The following is a 15,738-nucleotide window of genomic DNA, read 5'->3' as shown; positions in this document are numbered from 1 at the left end:
CGCGGCTCAATCGCCGAGGAGCGTGGTGTACCCGAGGCCGATGACTTCCTCCACGTACTGGCTCCGCCAGCCCGGGTCCGGGATCGGCACACCGTGCTCCCGGAACCAGCGGTGCAGCTGCAGGTACTCCTCCTCGAGCCGCATCCGCCACGCGTCCTCCTCCCGGAACAGCTCCGGGTCGACCTCATGGAGGCCCTTCTTCATCTCGTCGTAGCTGACGTCCGTCTCCTCCTTCCAGTAGGTGGAGAGGTAGTCGATCGAATCCTCGAGGTTCCGCCGGCACTCCTCGAGCATCATCGTCATCATGCCGGTCTCGTCCATGAGTTCGCCGTTCACCCGGTGGACGCGGGCGCACGGCTCGCACACGACGACGAGCTTCCGGGCGTCGCAGTCGGACTTATCGGTGCAGTCGCGGCAGCGGGCCGCGAATTCGGCCGCGGAGGGCTCGCGCGTGTAGCCAACCACCATCTCGTCGCCGAGCGCGCCGCAGGCCTGGCAGGCGAGCTTCTCCGAGAGAATCTCGTTGATGGTCTTGTCCCAGTCGAGCTGCATGGGATTCCTCCGGATCGAAGCGGAACGGGCCGCTCACAACTCCAGTGTATACCAGCCGACCTGCCCGGGCATTTCTTCGATGCCGACGGAGATGCGCCGGAGGTGGGTCGCCCCTTGCCGCTGCAGCGCCTCCAGGAGCTGCCCCGTGAACCACTCCGCGATGCACTCCGCCGTCGAGTTTGGAATCGGCAGCGGAAGCACATCGCTCGCCGGGAAGCGGTAGGTCTTGCCCTGGAATGAGACCTCCCAGGCATCCGGTTCTTCGCGGATGTCGAGGTGGGCGCTCTTGCGCTGGAGGAGGAATTTGTGGTCGAGCAGCTCAGCGAGCTCCCGCGCGGCCCGCTTCACCGCGCCGAAATCCCAGACCCAGCCGTCCTCCGTCAGCGGCCCTTCGATCTCGACGATCACGTCGTAGTTGTGGCCGTGGAGCGGCTCGCAGGCGCCCCCGAAGGTGGCCATGTGGGCGGCGGCGAAGCGGAGGCGGTTGCGTTCGACGGAGACTTTGCGTGTGGTGTGCATGCGCTCGATCGTAGCCCYYGGAGGGTGAACGGCGCGCGTTGCCGCAATCCGTTCCGTTCGTCACAATCCATGCTGGCGCCAACCGGCGCAGGAGCCTGCCGCGTGAGCATCATCGCCGTGACCTCCGCCGAACCCGGGGCGGGCAAGACCGGGGTCGCCGCCGCCATCGCCCGGGCGCTGGCCTACAGCGGCCGGCCGACGCGCCTCGCGCGGCTCGCCGAACCGGGCAGCCGCGCCGCCGAGGATGCGGCATGGTTCGCAGCGCTCGATTTCGCGCCCGGCAGCCCTGCCGAACCGCTCGCTGAGGCCCCGGCCCCTGCCGCCGGCGAAACCCTCGTGGTCGAATGCTCCGCCTCCGCGGCGCCGGCCGGCGCGGCTGTGGTCGCCGTCTCCCGGGCGGGCAAGCCCGGCGGCTCATCCCCGGCAGGAGCGGCCGCGCTCGTCGTCACCGCCGTGCCCGGCCTTCGCGGGGTCCGCGTGAGCGAAGGGGCGCCGCTCCGCATCGAACTCGGCGAGGACCGCACCCTGGCCGGCTTCGCCCTCGACGAAGCCCTCCGGTGCCTCCACGCCGAGGTGCTCCTGCCCGGCGACCTCCCGGCCGACACGACCTCAGACCACCTCGTGATCGCGCCGATCGGTTCGGATGCGGGGCAGCCGTACTTCCGCCGCTTCCCCTCGATGACCGTCGTAGCGCGGTTCGACCGGACGGACATGCACCTCGCCGCCCTCCGCGCCAACCCCAACGCCCTCATCCTGACCGGCGGCCGCCACCCGAGCGGCTATACGCTGGACGCGGCATCCGCCAGCGGCGTCCCGGTCGTCCTCTCCCGGACCGATACGGAGAACACGGTCATCGCGCTCGAGCGGGTCTTCGAAGGGMSSCRSYKSCGYSSCGRKCGKMMKCTCCCGGACCGRWWSRGMGARCWYSKYSMYSGCRCKCSRSYSSKYMWYYSRMKGSWCGSSSYYCCGSSGYSMGCRRMMGCYKGAMYRSRKSMGMRMSYYKMWYKCCSGSACGCCGCYSSYSMRCWSGMYGSKMSSSGCGMMMSGCGYCCGCMRCCGSYTSAATRCSGCCGAWSMTCGRMYYCYCSKMGCYGCCSGSGCGCRGSWSGGKMYCGSCSWRMCGCGCSCSSMRCSGGTYSMGSYKCSGMYGMKSSKSCSSYSCYSGCTGCCSGGCGGGACCCGGGGCGCGGCGGGCGCCGGTTGCCGCGGAGGCGCGGTCCGGCGGCGCGGCGTMRCTGTCGCGGCTGCGGCGCCCGGACCGGGCGCGCACCGAACCCCTCGCGAGGCGGTTTCTCGAGGCCGCAGTACGGACAGGCCACCCACGCGTAGCTCAGCGGCCGCCCGCACTGCCGGCACGGCTCCTTCAGCTGCGTCCGGCAGGAGGGGCAAACGAGGAAGTCATCCTGCACCCGCCGTTTGCAGGTGGGGCAGGCCTTCTGGTCCTCCAGCTCTTGCAGCAGCGCCTCCTCTTCGAGCGACCGCTCGTACAGCTCGGCGAGCGTGTACCGCGGCCGCACGATGAGGTACACCCAGTGGCCGGGAAGGAAAAAGAGGAGCACGAGCAGCACCGCGACGGTCTGGAGGACCGGGTCGCGGGTCCGCTGCCGGATATCCCGGTAGGTCCAGAACACGAGGGCGACCCAGACCGCCGCGAGGTAGAGCACCAGCACGGCGGCGACGTACCGGACCGTCGCTTCCCAGGAGCCCCCGGGCCACGAATCGAACATGCTCAGCTCCGGCGGGGCGCCAGCCCCGCATCACCTTACCGCAGCCGGGGGCAACATGCAGCGGCGTAATCGCTCAGCCGGGTGATCGAATGGTACGATCCGGTGGTGGACGCCGCGCTCTCCGCCGCCGACATCCTCGCCGGGCTGAACGACGCGCAGCGCGCCGCCGTGACCCACGGCGATGGCGCCCTGCTCATCCTCGCCGGGCCCGGCAGCGGCAAGACCCGCGTCATCACCCACCGCATCGCCTGGCTCATCCGCGAACGGCGCATCGCGCCATGGCAGATCCTCGCCGTCACGTTCACGAATAAGGCCGCTCGCGAAATGCGCGACCGCGCCGCCCGGCTCATCGGGGAGGACGCGGCCGCGCTGCACATAGGGACGTTTCACGCGATGTGCGCGCGGTGGCTCCGCATCGACGGCGAGGCGATCGGCGTCCCGCGGGAATTCGCCATCTACGACGACGCCGACCAGCTCGGCGTGATGAAGCGCGTCCTCGAGGAGCTGCGCATCGACCCGCGCCAGTTCCCGCCGCGCTCCGTCCTCACCCGCATCTCCGCTGCCAAGAGCGACATGCTCGGGCCGGCCGATCTCCTCGCCCGCGCACGGACCTACCCGGAGGAGGTCGCAGCCCGCGCCTACGAGCGGTACGAGGCGGCGCTCCGCCGCGCCGGCGGCCTCGACTTCGACGACCTCCTGCTGCGGGCGATCGACCTCTTCCGCGTGCCGGAACTGCGCGAGAAATGGGCCGGCCGTTACCGCCACGTCCTCGTCGACGAGTTCCRGGACACGAACCCGGCCCAGTACGTCCTCGCCCGCGAGCTCGCCAGCGTGCACGGCAACATCACCGTCGTCGGCGACCCGGACCAGGGCATCTACTCCTGGCGCAGCGCCGACATCCGGAACGTCGAGCATTTCCGGCGGGACTTCCCCGGCGCCGCCGTCGCCCTGCTCGAGCAGAATTACCGCTCGACCGCGCCGATCCTCGCCGCCGCCGAGGCCGTCATCGCCCGGAACCCCGGCCGCCACCCGCGCCGGCTCTGGACGGAACGGACCGGCGGCGAACAGCTCCTCACCTACGAGGCCTACAACGACGAAGAGGAAGGGGAGTTCGTCGCGAGGGAGGTCAGCCGCCTGCTCGCCGCGGGCCGGAGCCCTGCCGACATCGCGGTCATGTACCGCACCAATGCGCAGTCCCGCCCCTTCGAAGAGGCGCTCGTCCGCTACCGCATCCCCTACCGGCTCGTCGGCGGGGTCCGGTTCTACGAACGGCGCGAAGTTCGCGACCTCCTCGCCTACCTGCGCGTCATCCACAACCCGGCCGACGAAGCGAGCCTGCTGCGCATCATCAACGTGCCCGGCCGCGGCATCGGCGACCGCACCATCGACCGCCTGCGCGAGCTGGCCGCCGCTCACGGCGTCAGCACGTGGGAAGCCTGCCGGATCGCCGCCGAAGGCCGCGCCGAGGGCATCGCCGGCCGGGCCGCCGCTGCGCTCCGCGGATTCGTCAGCACCGTCGACGAACTCCGGACCCACCGGCAGGCGCCGCTCGGCAGCCTGTTCGAACGCCTCATCGATGCCGTCGGCTACGTCCGCTACCTCCGCGAAGGGGACGACGCCGACGAGCGGCTCGAAAACGTCCTCGAACTGCAGTCGCTGCTCGCCGAGTACGAAGAGGCCGCCGGGGAAGGCAACGACCTCGCGACCTTCCTGCAGGACGTCGCCCTCGTGACCGACCAGGACACCCTCGACGGCCGCGCGGCGGGGGTGACGCTCATCACCCTCCACGCAGCGAAAGGCCTCGAATTCCCGGTCGTCTTCCTCGTCGGGATGGAGGAAGGGCTCCTGCCCCACATCCGCTCGTTCGATGACCCGGCGCAGATGGCGGAGGAGCGCCGGCTTTGTTATGTCGGCATCACGCGCGCGATGGACCTGCTCTACCTCACGCGCGCTTACCGGCGGATGACCTTCGGCATGAGCTCAGCGAACCCTCCGTCCCGCTTCCTCGCCGACATCCCGGCAGACCTCCGCCGCCCGGCGGGGAGCGCCCCGCGCAGCTACACCGAGGCCGCAGCAGCCGCCCCGCCGCCCGAACTCGAACCGGCGCCAGGCGCAGCCTTCGCCCCCGGGACACGGGTCATCCACGCCAAATTCGGAACGGGGACGGTGACGGACGCCCGGACCAACGGCGGCGATGTCGAGTACGTCGTCGAATTCGACACCGCCGGGACGCGGCGGCTACTGCAGAGTTACGCCAAACTCGAGGCGCTATGAACAGCCCCATCCCCTTCCTCATCCCGACCACCGCCGAGGCCTGGGAGGAATGGCTCAGGGAGAACGGCGTCACCATCGTGGCGGTCATCGCCGGCCTGGTCATCCTCCGCATCGTGGTCCAGCGCGTGCTCAGCCGGCTCATCCGCTCCGCTTCGCTCCGGGCCGCGAAAGCGCGCGCCGAGGACCCGGAGGTGGTGGAGCGGCGGGTCGACACGCTGATGGCCACGCTCGGCTGGCTCTTCAATATCTTCCTCGCCTTCCTCGGCGCCGCCATCGTGCTCGACCAGCTCGGCGTGCAGGTCTCGGCGCTCATCGCCGGGGTCGGCGTTGCAGGCATCGCCATCGGCCTCGGCGCGCAGACGCTCATCAAAGACGTCATCAACGGCCTCTTCATCCTCGTCGAGGGCCAGTACGCGGTCGGCGACGTCGTGCGGGTGGCGGGCGTCAGCGGCCRGGTCATCGAGATTACGCCCCGGCGCACCGTCCTGCGGGACCTCGACGGGAACGTCCATGTCATCCCCAACAGCGCGATCACCGTCGCCACGAACATGACGCAGGGCTTCAGCCGCGTGAACCTGAACGTGCTGGTCGCCTACGAAGAAGACCTCGGCCGCGTCATCCCGGTCATCAACGAAGAGTGCGAGCGGCTGGCCGCCGACCGCCCGGACGATTTCCTCAGCACGCCGGCGGTGGTGCGCGTCGACCGGCTCGCAGAGGACGGCGTCGAACTGAAGGTGGTCGGCGACGTGAAGGTCTTCAAGCAGTGGGAGCTGGCAGGCGAACTGCGGCGCCGCATCAAAGACCGGTTCGACCGTGAGGGCATCGAAATCCCGTACCGCCACGAAGTCCAGGTGCCTCCCCGCGACCGGGCGACGGTCGCGCCGGCGAAACCCGCAGAGGAGTGATCCGGGTCAGTCCCCGGGGACCGCTGCAGCCCGGTTCCATTCCGCCCGGACCTGCCGGGGGTCGAGCGCGTCGCCGCAGCTTCCGCAGACGAGCTTCGCCCCCAGCGGGCTGCCGCACTCGTGGATGAGCGTCAGCGGCGGGCCTTCCGGCCCGGCCATCCACCTGTCGCCCCAGGACAGCATCGCGACGAGCACCGGGTACAGGTCGCGGCCCTTTTCCGTCAGCCGGTACTCGCAGCGCGGCGGCCGGTCCTGGTACTGGCGCCGCTCGAGGACGCCGTGTTCGACCAGCCGCTGCAGCCGGGCAGCCAGCACGTTCCGCGCGATGCCGAGCCGGCCCYGGAAGTCGTCGAACCGCCGCACGCCGTTGAAGGCTTCGCGAATGACGAGCATGGTCCACCATTCGCCGATGACCTCGAGCGTGCGGGCAACGGAACAGGGCATTTCGGCGAAGCTGGTGCGGCGCATGGCCCGAGCATACCACACGCCAGGAGCCGGGTTGCAGCGAACAACCGACCCCCTGGTCGAACGCGACCCGCGCGGGGAGTAAGCTTCGCGGTAAGAACGACTCTCCCCGGGAGCGCAGCATGACCTACGACCCACGAGCCCGCAGCCGCATCCTCGTCGATGGCCCCGGCCGGGCGCCCGCCCGTTCCTACTTCAAATCCGTCGGCTTCACGAGCGAGGATCTGCGGCGGCCGCTCGTCATGGTGGCGCACTCGTGGATCGGGACGATGCCGTGCAACTTCAACCACCGCGAGCTGGCGGCCGAAGTGATGGCCGGCGTCCGCGCTGCCGGCGGCACGCCGATGGAGGTGAACACCATCTCCATCTCCGACGGCATTTCGATGGGCACCGAGGGGATGAAGGCCTCGCTCGTCTCCCGCGAAATCATCGCCGACTCGATCGAGCTGGCTGCCGTCGGCTACTCCTTCGATGCCGCCGTCATCATCGTCGGCTGCGACAAGACGATTCCCGCGGCGGCGATGGCGCTCGCGCGGCTGAACATCCCGGGGCTCGTGCTCTACGGCGGCTCCATCGCCCCGGGCCGCTACAAGGGGCGCGACATCACCATCCAGGACGTCTTCGAAGGGGTGGGCCAGCAGGCCGCCGGGACGATCTCCGAGGAAGAGCTGGAAGAGATCGTCGATGCCGCCTGCCCGGGGGCCGGCGCCTGCGGCGCCCAGTACACCGCGAACACGATGGCGACGGCGCTCGAGTTCATGGGGCTCTCTCCGATGGGCAGCGCCACCGTCGGCGCGACCGACGCCCGCAAGCGGAAGGTCGCTTTCCGGGCCGGCGAACTCGTGATGAAGGTCCTCAACGAGGGCATCCTCCCCCGGCAGATCCTGACCCGCGAGTCGCTGGAGAACGGCATCATCTGCGCCGCCTCCACGGGCGGCTCGACGAACGTCGTCCTCCACCTCCTCGCCATCGCCCACGAGGCGGGCGTGCCGCTCGAGATCGACGATTTCGACCGCGTCTCGGAGCGGACGCCGCTCATCGGCGACATGCGGCCGGGCGGCCGTTATGTGGCGCTGGACATGGACCGGGCCGGCGGCACGCGGCTGCTCGCGAAGCGGCTCCTCGAGGCCGGCAAGCTCCACGGCGGCGTGCTCACCGTCACCGGCCGGACCATCGCCGAGGAAGCCGAGGAGGCCGTCGAGACGCCCGGCCAGGACGTCATCCTGCCGGTCGAGAAGGCGCTCAAGCCGACCGGCGGCCTCGTCATCCTCAAGGGCAACCTCGCGCCCGAGGGCTGCGTCATCAAAGTTGCCGGCCACGAGCGGATGTACCACGAAGGCCCGGCACGGGTCTTCGAATGCGAGGAAGACGCGTTCCAGGCCGTCACCAACCGGCAGATTCATGCCGGCGACGTCGTGGTCATCCGCAACGAAGGGCCGAAAGGCGGCCCGGGCATGCGCGAGATGCTCGGCGTCACCGCGGCGCTCGTCGGCGAAGGCCTCGGCGAATCGGTGGCGCTCCTCACCGACGGCCGCTTCAGCGGCGCCACGCGCGGCCTCATGGCCGGCCACGTTGCGCCCGAGGCCGCGGTCGGCGGGCCGATTGCGCTCGTGCAGGAGGGCGACATCATCAGCTTCGACGTAAAGAACCGGAAACTGACCCTCCACGTCGACGACGCCGAGCTCGAGCGCCGCCGCGCGGCCTGGACGCCGCGGCCGCCGAAATACCAGCGCGGGGTGTTCGCGAAGTACGCCGCCCAGGTCTCGAGCGCCTCGAAGGGCGCCGTTACCTCCTAGGCGCCGTCCGCCCGGCCCGGCGGGTCACCGCGCCTGCGCCCGGAGCTCCTGCGCGGCGGGCAGCACGGCCCCGGGGAACGCCCCCGGGTCGATTTCCGGCATGTCGTGGGCGAACACGCCGCCCGCCGTGGGCACGGTCCACACGTGCAGCTGCCACGGCGTGCGCGCCGTGAACGCCCCCGGGCACTGCTCGCGGCTGGCGACCGTCCGAACACCGCTGCCCACGAAGCAGAGGTTCTCGTGGTAGTGCCACGCATCGAGCGGGCCGAAGTACGACGGCGGCTCCTCGGTCACGCCTTCGGCGAGGAACATCGCGCCCACGAGCCGCCACGTCCCGTCGAGCCGCTTCGTGTAGAGCAGCACTTCCGGCCGCTCCGGGTCCATTTCACGGCCGTCGTTCCGGTAGTCGAGCCGGATGAAGTGCGCCGCGATGCCGGGGAGGTCCTGCGTGATCTGGAGGTAGCCGTCCGCCATGGCGCGGCGGATGTCCTCGTACGGGGCGATCGCCGTCCGGAGCCGGGCGACGAACGCCGCCGCCGCTTCGAGCTGCTCGGCAGTCACCGGGACCTCAGCGTGGTGGTGATGGGCCGAACCCTCACCCATCGCTGCGTCAGCGCCGAAAGAGCCTGCGGATGCGTGGGTGTGGCCGCCGCTCGATGCGACGAACCGGGCCGCAGTCTCGTTGCCAACCGCGCGGGCGAGCGGCAGGTCGAGGACGATAGCCTGCTGCGGGCCGTGGCTGTGGGACGCATCGTGAACGTGGCCGCTCGAATCGGCCCGGGACGCCAGCCAGATCGACCCGGCCGCCGCGATGCCGACCGCGGGCAGCCCGGCGCCGCGCAGCAGCCCGCCGAACGCGCCCTCGCCGCCGAAGCGGCGTTCGTTCATCCAGGTGACGGCGATGCCGAGCAGGCAGGCCGCCATGATCGCCGTGCCCGCCACGATCATCAGGTGCGACGGGTTCGCCAGCGACAGGACGTCTTCGCGCTGCGCGAGCGTCACGTCGCGCGAGTGGCGGTAGACGTCCCAGCCGAGCCCCGCCAGGTGCAGCGCGAGCCCGCTGATCGCTCCAGCCCACAACAGCCTGTAGTTCATCGGTCGACTCCTCGGCGGACAGCCTACGCGAACGGCGTTCACCCGGGTAGTTCGGCAGCGCGTTCGCTCCCGTCCAGCTATGCTTCGCCCACCAGCACCGACAGCGACGGGCCATGCCGATTCGCCGACTGTTCATCGCCAACCGCGGGGAGATTGCCCTGCGCATCATCCGCGCCGCGGCCGACCTCGCCATCGAAACCGCAGCCGCGGCGCCGGAGGACGACGCAGCGAGCCTCCACCTTCGACGCGCCGACCACGCGGCCCGGCTGCCGGGCGCCGGGGCTGCAGCGTACCTCAACATCGAGGCCGTGGTGCGCGCTGCGCGCGACACCGGCTGCGATGCCATCCACCCCGGCTACGGCTTCCTGAGCGAGCGCGCCGATTTCGCCTCGGCCTGCGAGGAGGCCGGCATCACCTTCGTCGGGCCGGGACCGGCGACCCTCGCCGCGCTGGGCGACAAGGTCGCGGCGCGCGGCCTTGCCATCGCCTGCGGCGTGCCGGTCATCCCGGGCTCGTCCGCGGCGCTCGACCTCGACGGCGCCCGCGCCTTTTTCGCCCGGCTCGACGGCGCGCCGATGCTGCTCAAGGCCGCAGCTGGCGGCGGCGGCCGCGGAGTCCGCGTCGTACGAACCGCGGACGAGCTCGAGGCCGCCTTCCAGCGCGCTTCGTCCGAAGCGGCGGCTGCGTTCGGCGACGGCTCCCTCTACGCCGAGCGGTTCATCGAACGGGCCCGCCACATCGAAGTGCAGGTCATCGGCGACGGGACCGGCGCCGTGACCCATGCCTGGGAGCGGGAGTGCAGCCTCCAGCGGCGCTTCCAGAAGGTGGTCGAAATCGCGCCCGCGCCGGAGCTGCCGCCGGGCCTCCGAAGCCAGCTCATCGACGCGGCGCTCGCCATGGCGCAGCGGCTGGCGTACCGCGGCCTCGGCACCTTCGAATTCCTCGTCGATGTCTCGAACGGCCTCGACGAGCGCGCGCCGTGGTTTTTCATCGAAGCCAACGCGCGCCTCCAGGTCGAACATACCGTGACCGAAGAGGTGACCGGCCTCGACCTGGTCGCGATCCAGCTGCAGATCGCCGGCGGGGCGACGCTCGCCGACCTCAGCCTCGCCGGCGGCCCGCCGCCCGCCCGCGGCTTCGCCATCCAGGCGCGCGTCAACGCCGAGCGGATGATGCCGACCGGGGTGGCGTACCCCGCGGCCGGGACGCTGCAGCGGTTCGTGCCCCCGGGCGGGCCGAACATCCGCGTCGACACCGCGGCCTATCCCGGCCTCGCCGTCAGCCCGGCCTACGATTCGCTCCTCGCGAAAGTCATCGTGCGCTCTCCCGGGCAGGATTTCGGCGCAGCGGTTCAGCGGCTCAAGCGGGCGCTCGCCGAGTTCGAGATCGCCGGGGTCGAGACGAACCTGGCGTTCCTGCGGGCCCTCGCAGAGCGCCCGGAGCTTCCCGCCGCGGACCTGCACACCCGGTTCATCGACGAGCACGCCGCGGCGCTGGCCGAGGCGGCAGCCCGCTTCGCCGCCGCGCCGGCCGATGCCGCAGCCCCCGGCGGCCCCGCCGGCCCGGCCATCGCGGGCGCCCGAATCGACACGAGCGACCCGCTGGCCGTGCTCGCCTACGGGAAGCAGCAGGCGCCGGCCCGCCCCCCGGCCGATGCCGCGCCGGTCGACGAAGGCCAGCAGGCCGTCCGGGCGCCGCTGCAGGGCACAATCATCTCCCTGGCGGTCGAGCCCGGCGCCGCCGTCAGGCCGGGCCAGGTGCTCGCAGTCATGGAGGCGATGAAGATGGAGCACGAGGTGACCGCGCCGTGCGCGGGCACCGTCGTCCGCGTCGAAGCAGCGCCCGGGCTCCCGGTCGTCGAAGGCGCCTTGCTGCTCACCATCGCCCCCGGCTCCGGCGGCGAAGGCAGCGAGTCCGTCGAGGAGGCCATCGACCTCGACGCCATCCGGCCCGACCTCGCCGAAGTCCTCGAACGCCGCGCGCGGACGCGGGACGAGCGGCGGCCGGACGCCGTCGCGAGGCGGCACGCGACCGGCCACCGCACCGCCCGGGAGAACATCGCCCATCTCTGCGACCCCGGGACGTTCATCGAATACGGGCCGCTCGTCCTCGCCGCCCAGCGCGCCCGCCGCTCGCTCGAGGAGCTCATCGAAAAAACCCCGGCCGACGGGCTCATCACCGGCGTCGGCAGCGTCAACGGTGCGCTCTTCGGCGACCCGGCCAGCCGCTGCGCCATCATGGCCTACGACTACACCGTCCTCGCCGGGACGCAGGGCGGCCAAAACCACCGGAAGACGGACCGCATCATCGACATCGCCGAGCAGGGCCGGATGCCGTTCATCCTCTTCGCCGAAGGCGGCGGCGGCCGGCCGGGCGATACGGACATCGTCGCGAGCGCCCTCTCGCCGCCCACCTTCACCCGCTTTGCTCAGCTCTCCGGCCACGTGCCGATGGTCGGCATCACGACGGGTCGGTGCTTTGCCGGCAACGCCGCGCTGCTCGGCTGCTGCGACGTCGTCATCGCCACCGAGGACGCCAACATCGGCATGGGCGGCCCGGCGATGATCGAAGGCGGCGGTCTCGGCATCTACGCGCCGGAGGAGATCGGCCCGACGTCGGTCCAGGTGCCCAATGGCGTCATCGACATCCTCGTGAAGGACGAGGCCGAGGCCGTCGAGGTGGCGAAGCAGTACCTCGCCTACTTCCAGGGGCCGCTCCCGCGCTGGGAGGCCGCCGATCAGCGGCTGCTCCGGCACGTCGTGCCGGAAAACCGGCTCCGCGTGTACGACGTGCGCAAGGCCATCCATCTGCTGTTCGACACCGGGTCGGTGCTCGAACTTCGGCCGAAGTTCGGCGTCGGGATGATCACCGCGCTCGCCCGGGTCGAAGGCCGGCCGGTCGGCGTCATCGCGAACAACCCGGCCCACCTCGGCGGCGCCATCGATTCTGACGGCGCCGACAAGGCGGCGCGCTTCATGCAGCTGTGCGACGCCTTCGACCTCCCGATCGTCTATTTCTGCGACACGCCGGGCATCATGGTCGGGCCGGAGGCTGAGAAGACGGCGCTCGTCCGCCACGCTGCCCGGGTGTTCCTGACCGGCGCGAACATCAGCGTGCCGACGTTCACGGTCATCCTCCGCAAGGCGTACGGGCTCGGCGCGATTGCGATGGCCGGCGGCACCTACCACCGCCCCTTCTTCACGGTGGCYYGGCCGACCGCCGAGTTCGGCGGCATGGGGCTGGAGGGTTCGGTGAAGCTCGGCTACCGCAACGAACTGGCCGCCATCGAAGACCCCGAGAAGCGCCGGCAGTTCTACGAGGAGATGGTGGCGCGCGCCTACGCGCGCGGGAAGGCGCTCAACCAGGCGTCGCTCTTCGAAGTCGACGATGCCATCGACCCGGCCGAGACGCGCGCGTGGCTCACGGCGCTGCTCGCGGCGATCCGTCCGCCGGTCCCCCGCGCCGGCAAGAAGCGGCCGAACATCGACAGCTGGTAGAACGGCCGCCGCAGCACAGGTGCCGCGGCTTTCATTCCCCGCTGCGTTCACGTAGCATTCCCGCATCTCCCGGCCGGGTGACGACGCCATGGAAGGCTGGATGGACCAGCTTCGCGCACTCCGGAGGCAGGTCCATCTCTCGCGGGAGGACCTTTCGGCGCGTGCCGGCATCTCCGCCGCCTCGATCAAGGCCTACGAAACGGGCGTCCGCCACCCCAGCCGCGAGGCGCTCATCGGGCTCCTCGACGCGCTCGATGCTGACGCGTTCGCTCGCCAGCAGGTGCTGAGCGGCGCGGGCTACGCCCCGGACTTCGCCTCGCCTGCCGACCGGCTCGAAGACGAATGGTTCACGCTGCGGAGCGCCGCCGAGGCGATCGCCGACCTGCCCCACCCGGCCTGCGTCACGACCGAACTGTTCGAAGTGGTGGCGGCGAACGCCGTCATCCAGCGCGTCTGGGAAGTCGACCTCCACCGCGAGCTGCAGGGGCCATTCCAGCGCGGCTTCCTCAGCATGCTCACCACCCCGCGGTTTGCCCGCCGGCTGCGCAACTGGTCGGAGGCGCTTTCCGTTGCGGTCTCCGTCGTCAAAGGGCACTACGGCGGCGACGCCGCCCTCGACCCGGCCCAGCATCCCTACCTCGCCGCCGCCGTCCAGTTCCTCATGAACGGCAGCCCGGAATACGTGCAGAAGTTTCTCGACCTCTGGAACACCGTCCCCGGCCGCGCCTACCGGGTCCGGCTGACGTACCCGGTCGTCTGGGCCAATGCCGAAGTGGGCGAGCTCCGCTTCATCTCCGTCACCGGCCCGGCCAACGACCCGCCGTCCATCTGGTTCAACGACTGGGTCGCTCTCGATGCGAGGACGGCGGAGGCCGTGCACCAGCTGCGCATCATGGAGGATGGGCGCCGTCCGTACTACGACCGGACCTGGCCGCGCATCCCGCCGCCCGGGGCGTGACCATTCCCCCCGGGGCGGGGGTACAAAATGTGTCATTTTCGGCATTGCTGCGCCGATTCGAGGGTCCGAGACTGCCCGCATCCTCGCCCAGGATGTGGCCCCCATGCCCAAGCGTTCCCCGAGCGGACCCCAGTTTCCAAAGCGGTCGCCCGCCCCAGACGCCGCGCCGCCTCCGCCCCAGGTCGCAGAAGCGCCGCCGGCCGGCAACTCCGCGCCAGCGCCTGACCTCCGCACCATCGACCTGAAACCGGCGCCGGCGCCGGCTGAAACGGCGGCGGCCGAGGCCCGGGATGCCCTTCTCCGGAACAGCGACCCCGCCATCTCCGGGCCCGCGGCCCGGGCTGCTGGACGTTCCGCGCCCGGCAGCGATGGCTCGAGCGGAAACGCCGCGGTCAGCGGCGTCGCCCCGGCGGCGTCCGCAGCGGCGGCGGTCCCGGACATCAGCAACCGAACCGGGAACCTCCGCGACGCCCTTGACCGTTCGGATGCGTCCTCCGAGGCCAGTGCCGCGGAGCGCGCCGTGCCCAGCGCCCTCCAGGACATCGCCAGGCCGTCGCTCGACGACCTCCAGGCCCGAGCCGGGGAAGCCGCGGGAGGGATGCCGGGGACCGACGGCCGGTACGGCATGCCGGGAGCGGAGACACCCTCGTTCGGCGACGCTCTTCGCGCGCCCGGGCTCAACCTCATCGGCGGGGCGGTCGCCGATCTCGATGCGGCCATCGCCGGCACCGCGCCCGGGACCGGCCTGCCGGGCGGCGGCAGCCCCGGCCACGGCAATAAGGCCTACCAGGGCATGGTCGAATCGGCCATGGCTGCGATGACCGGCGGCACGGGCAGCGACCCCTTCGCAGTGACCAGCGGACGCGGTGCCATGAGCGGCTCCGGTGAGCTGGGACTGATGCAAGGCGCACTCGATACGTTCTCCCAGAGCTTGGTTGGTCCTAGCGTCGAGAACGATGGAGACGGCCAGGGCGGAATCGAGCTTCTGAAACGGGCTATAGCTGAGGCCGAGGCAGAAGCCCGGGCCAAGGCTCCGGATACCGGCGACAGCAGTGCGAGCGGGCGAGCGTCCCAACCGGGCCAGGCAGGACAGGCAACAAACTCGGGCAACGCGGGGGCAGCTGCCGTCCCCGGCCAGGCGCCGAGCCAAGCGACCGAAGGTGGCAAGGCGGCCGGCGAGGGGGGGCTGCTCACGGAGGCGCTGAACTGGATGAGCTATAAGCTCTACAACAGACCATTTTTCGGAATCCCGGGCAAGCTCCCGATTGTCTTTACTGGAAACGTCAATGAAGCCGAGCAGCTCCGCGAAGTTGACGACAACATTGGGAGCTTCGGCTCCAACCAACCTCTTGGAAAGGTTTCAAAAGAAGCGGATGTTCCGAATCTCGAAACAGCACTGTTCAAGACATTTGGAAAAGCGAAAAAGAAACAAGAAGCGGAAGGACAGACAACCCCACCCGACGCAAAGCAGCCCATCGACGAGACCCCGGACAACCCGGCGCTGCGCGCGTGGATTTACGAGCACCACAAAGACCAGATCGATGCGATGCGCGCCGGGCGGCACGGCTGGGACGTCGACCCCGCAGACGGCGCGAGCGACGCTCCGCCCGCCGGCAATCTCAGCCTCGCCGAGACAGCCGCCCTCCAGAGAGGCATGACGAACTTCCTCATCGGCAACCCGGGCGACCCCGGCGTCCGCGGCGGCACCGGCGGCGGCAGCGTCAGCTTCGGCGTCCTGCCCGGCGACCGCGGGAACATCGACTACGGTCCCGACGCCGCCGGCCAGTGGACCGGCAGCGCCCGCACCGAGGACCCGGCCGATGCCCTCTCCGGCTTCGGCGGCTCCGGCCTCTCCATCGCCGATGCGCACGGCACTGCCGACGCGGCGCAGTCCGCCAGCTCGAGCGCATCCGACGACGACAGCGACAGCGCCGACACGGTCTAGACCCG

10 protein-coding genes and 2 pseudogenes are annotated in these 15,738 nt (G+C 71.0%); 7 read left to right on the top strand and 5 right to left on the bottom strand.

All coding sequences use genetic code 11. The annotated features are described in order from the left end of the window. Window positions 1-6 precede the first annotated feature (6 nt). Entirely contained in the window at window positions 7-552 is a 546-nt protein-coding gene (locus O0235_RS13105) for a hypothetical protein (RefSeq protein WP_270056227.1), read from the bottom strand. A gap of 33 nt (window positions 553-585) precedes the next feature. After that, entirely contained in the window at window positions 586-1,071 is a 486-nt protein-coding gene (locus O0235_RS13100) for a 6-pyruvoyl trahydropterin synthase family protein (RefSeq protein ID WP_270056226.1), read from the bottom strand. Between the two features lie 69 nt (window positions 1,072-1,140). Between O0235_RS13100 and O0235_RS16145 the strand changes: the two are divergent. Beyond that, a pseudogene (locus tag O0235_RS16145) lies at window positions 1,141-1,926 on the top strand (DRTGG domain-containing protein); the annotation flags it as partial. On the opposite strand, the pseudogene O0235_RS16140 reads toward O0235_RS16145, so the two are convergent. Further along, window positions 1,851-2,798, bottom strand: a pseudogene (locus O0235_RS16140) (zinc ribbon domain-containing protein). The pseudogenes O0235_RS16145 and O0235_RS16140 overlap by 76 nt on opposite strands. A 105-nt stretch (window positions 2,799-2,903) precedes the next feature. On the opposite strand from O0235_RS16140, the gene O0235_RS13095 reads away from it, so the two are divergent. Both O0235_RS13095 and O0235_RS13090 read left to right on the top strand, forming a co-directional pair. Further along, window positions 2,904-5,072, top strand: a complete 2,169-nt coding sequence (locus tag O0235_RS13095; protein WP_270056225.1) for an ATP-dependent helicase — start codon at window positions 2,904-2,906, stop codon at window positions 5,070-5,072. Further along, entirely contained in the window at window positions 5,069-5,977 is a 909-nt protein-coding gene (locus O0235_RS13090; RefSeq protein ID WP_270056224.1) for a mechanosensitive ion channel family protein, read from the top strand. Before O0235_RS13095 ends, O0235_RS13090 begins: the two co-directional genes overlap by 4 nt. Before the next feature lie 6 nt (window positions 5,978-5,983). On the opposite strand, the gene O0235_RS13085 is transcribed toward O0235_RS13090, so the two are convergent. Next, on the bottom strand, window positions 5,984-6,445 hold the full coding sequence (locus O0235_RS13085) for a winged helix-turn-helix transcriptional regulator (RefSeq protein ID WP_270056223.1): 462 nt from the start codon (window positions 6,443-6,445) through the stop codon (window positions 5,984-5,986). A 119-nt stretch (window positions 6,446-6,564) separates the two neighbouring features. On the opposite strand from O0235_RS13085, the gene ilvD reads away from it, so the two are divergent. Continuing rightward, entirely contained in the window at window positions 6,565-8,238 is a 1,674-nt protein-coding gene (ilvD, locus tag O0235_RS13080; RefSeq protein WP_270056222.1) for a dihydroxy-acid dehydratase, read from the top strand. 24 nt (window positions 8,239-8,262) lie between these two features. Here the strand turns inward: ilvD and O0235_RS13075 are convergent, their stop codons facing one another. After that, entirely contained in the window at window positions 8,263-9,333 is a 1,071-nt protein-coding gene (locus tag O0235_RS13075; protein WP_270056221.1) for a hypothetical protein, read from the bottom strand. 113 nt (window positions 9,334-9,446) lie between these two features. Between O0235_RS13075 and O0235_RS13070 the strand changes: the two genes are divergently transcribed. The 3 genes from O0235_RS13070 (at window position 9,447) to O0235_RS13060 (ending at window position 15,733) form a co-directional block, all read left to right on the top strand. Further along, on the top strand, window positions 9,447-12,830 hold the full coding sequence (locus O0235_RS13070; protein ID WP_270056220.1) for an acetyl-CoA carboxylase family protein: 3,384 nt from the start codon (window positions 9,447-9,449) through the stop codon (window positions 12,828-12,830). Between the two features lie 100 nt (window positions 12,831-12,930). Further along, the gene (locus tag O0235_RS13065; protein WP_270056219.1) at window positions 12,931-13,788 is read left to right on the top strand and encodes a helix-turn-helix domain-containing protein; all 858 of its coding nucleotides are present in this window, start codon (window positions 12,931-12,933) and stop codon (window positions 13,786-13,788) included. A gap of 520 nt (window positions 13,789-14,308) precedes the next feature. Then, window positions 14,309-15,733, top strand: a complete 1,425-nt coding sequence (locus tag O0235_RS13060; protein ID WP_270056218.1) for a hypothetical protein — start codon at window positions 14,309-14,311, stop codon at window positions 15,731-15,733. Window positions 15,734-15,738 lie beyond the last annotated feature (5 nt).

It is taken from the genome of Tepidiforma flava (assembly GCF_027594505.1).
Taxonomy (GTDB): domain Bacteria; phylum Chloroflexota; class Dehalococcoidia; order Tepidiformales; family Tepidiformaceae; genus Tepidiforma; species Tepidiforma flava.
This window is presented reverse-complemented; position numbering and strand designations above follow the sequence as displayed.

Bases quoted from the DNA above. Each gene is read 5' to 3' on its own strand.
- O0235_RS13105 (WP_270056227.1), bottom strand. From the start codon at position 552: ATGCAGCTCGACTGGGACAAGACCATCAACGAGATTCTCTCGGAGAAG.
- O0235_RS13100 (WP_270056226.1), bottom strand. From the start codon at position 1,071: ATGCACACCACACGCAAAGTCTCCGTCGAACGCAACCGCCTCCGCTTC.
- ilvD (WP_270056222.1), top strand. From the start codon at position 6,565: ATGACCTACGACCCACGAGCCCGCAGCCGCATCCTCGTCGATGGCCCC.
- O0235_RS13075 (WP_270056221.1), bottom strand. From the start codon at position 9,333: ATGAACTACAGGCTGTTGTGGGCTGGAGCGATCAGCGGGCTCGCGCTG.
- O0235_RS13065 (WP_270056219.1), top strand. From the start codon at position 12,931: ATGGACCAGCTTCGCGCACTCCGGAGGCAGGTCCATCTCTCGCGGGAG.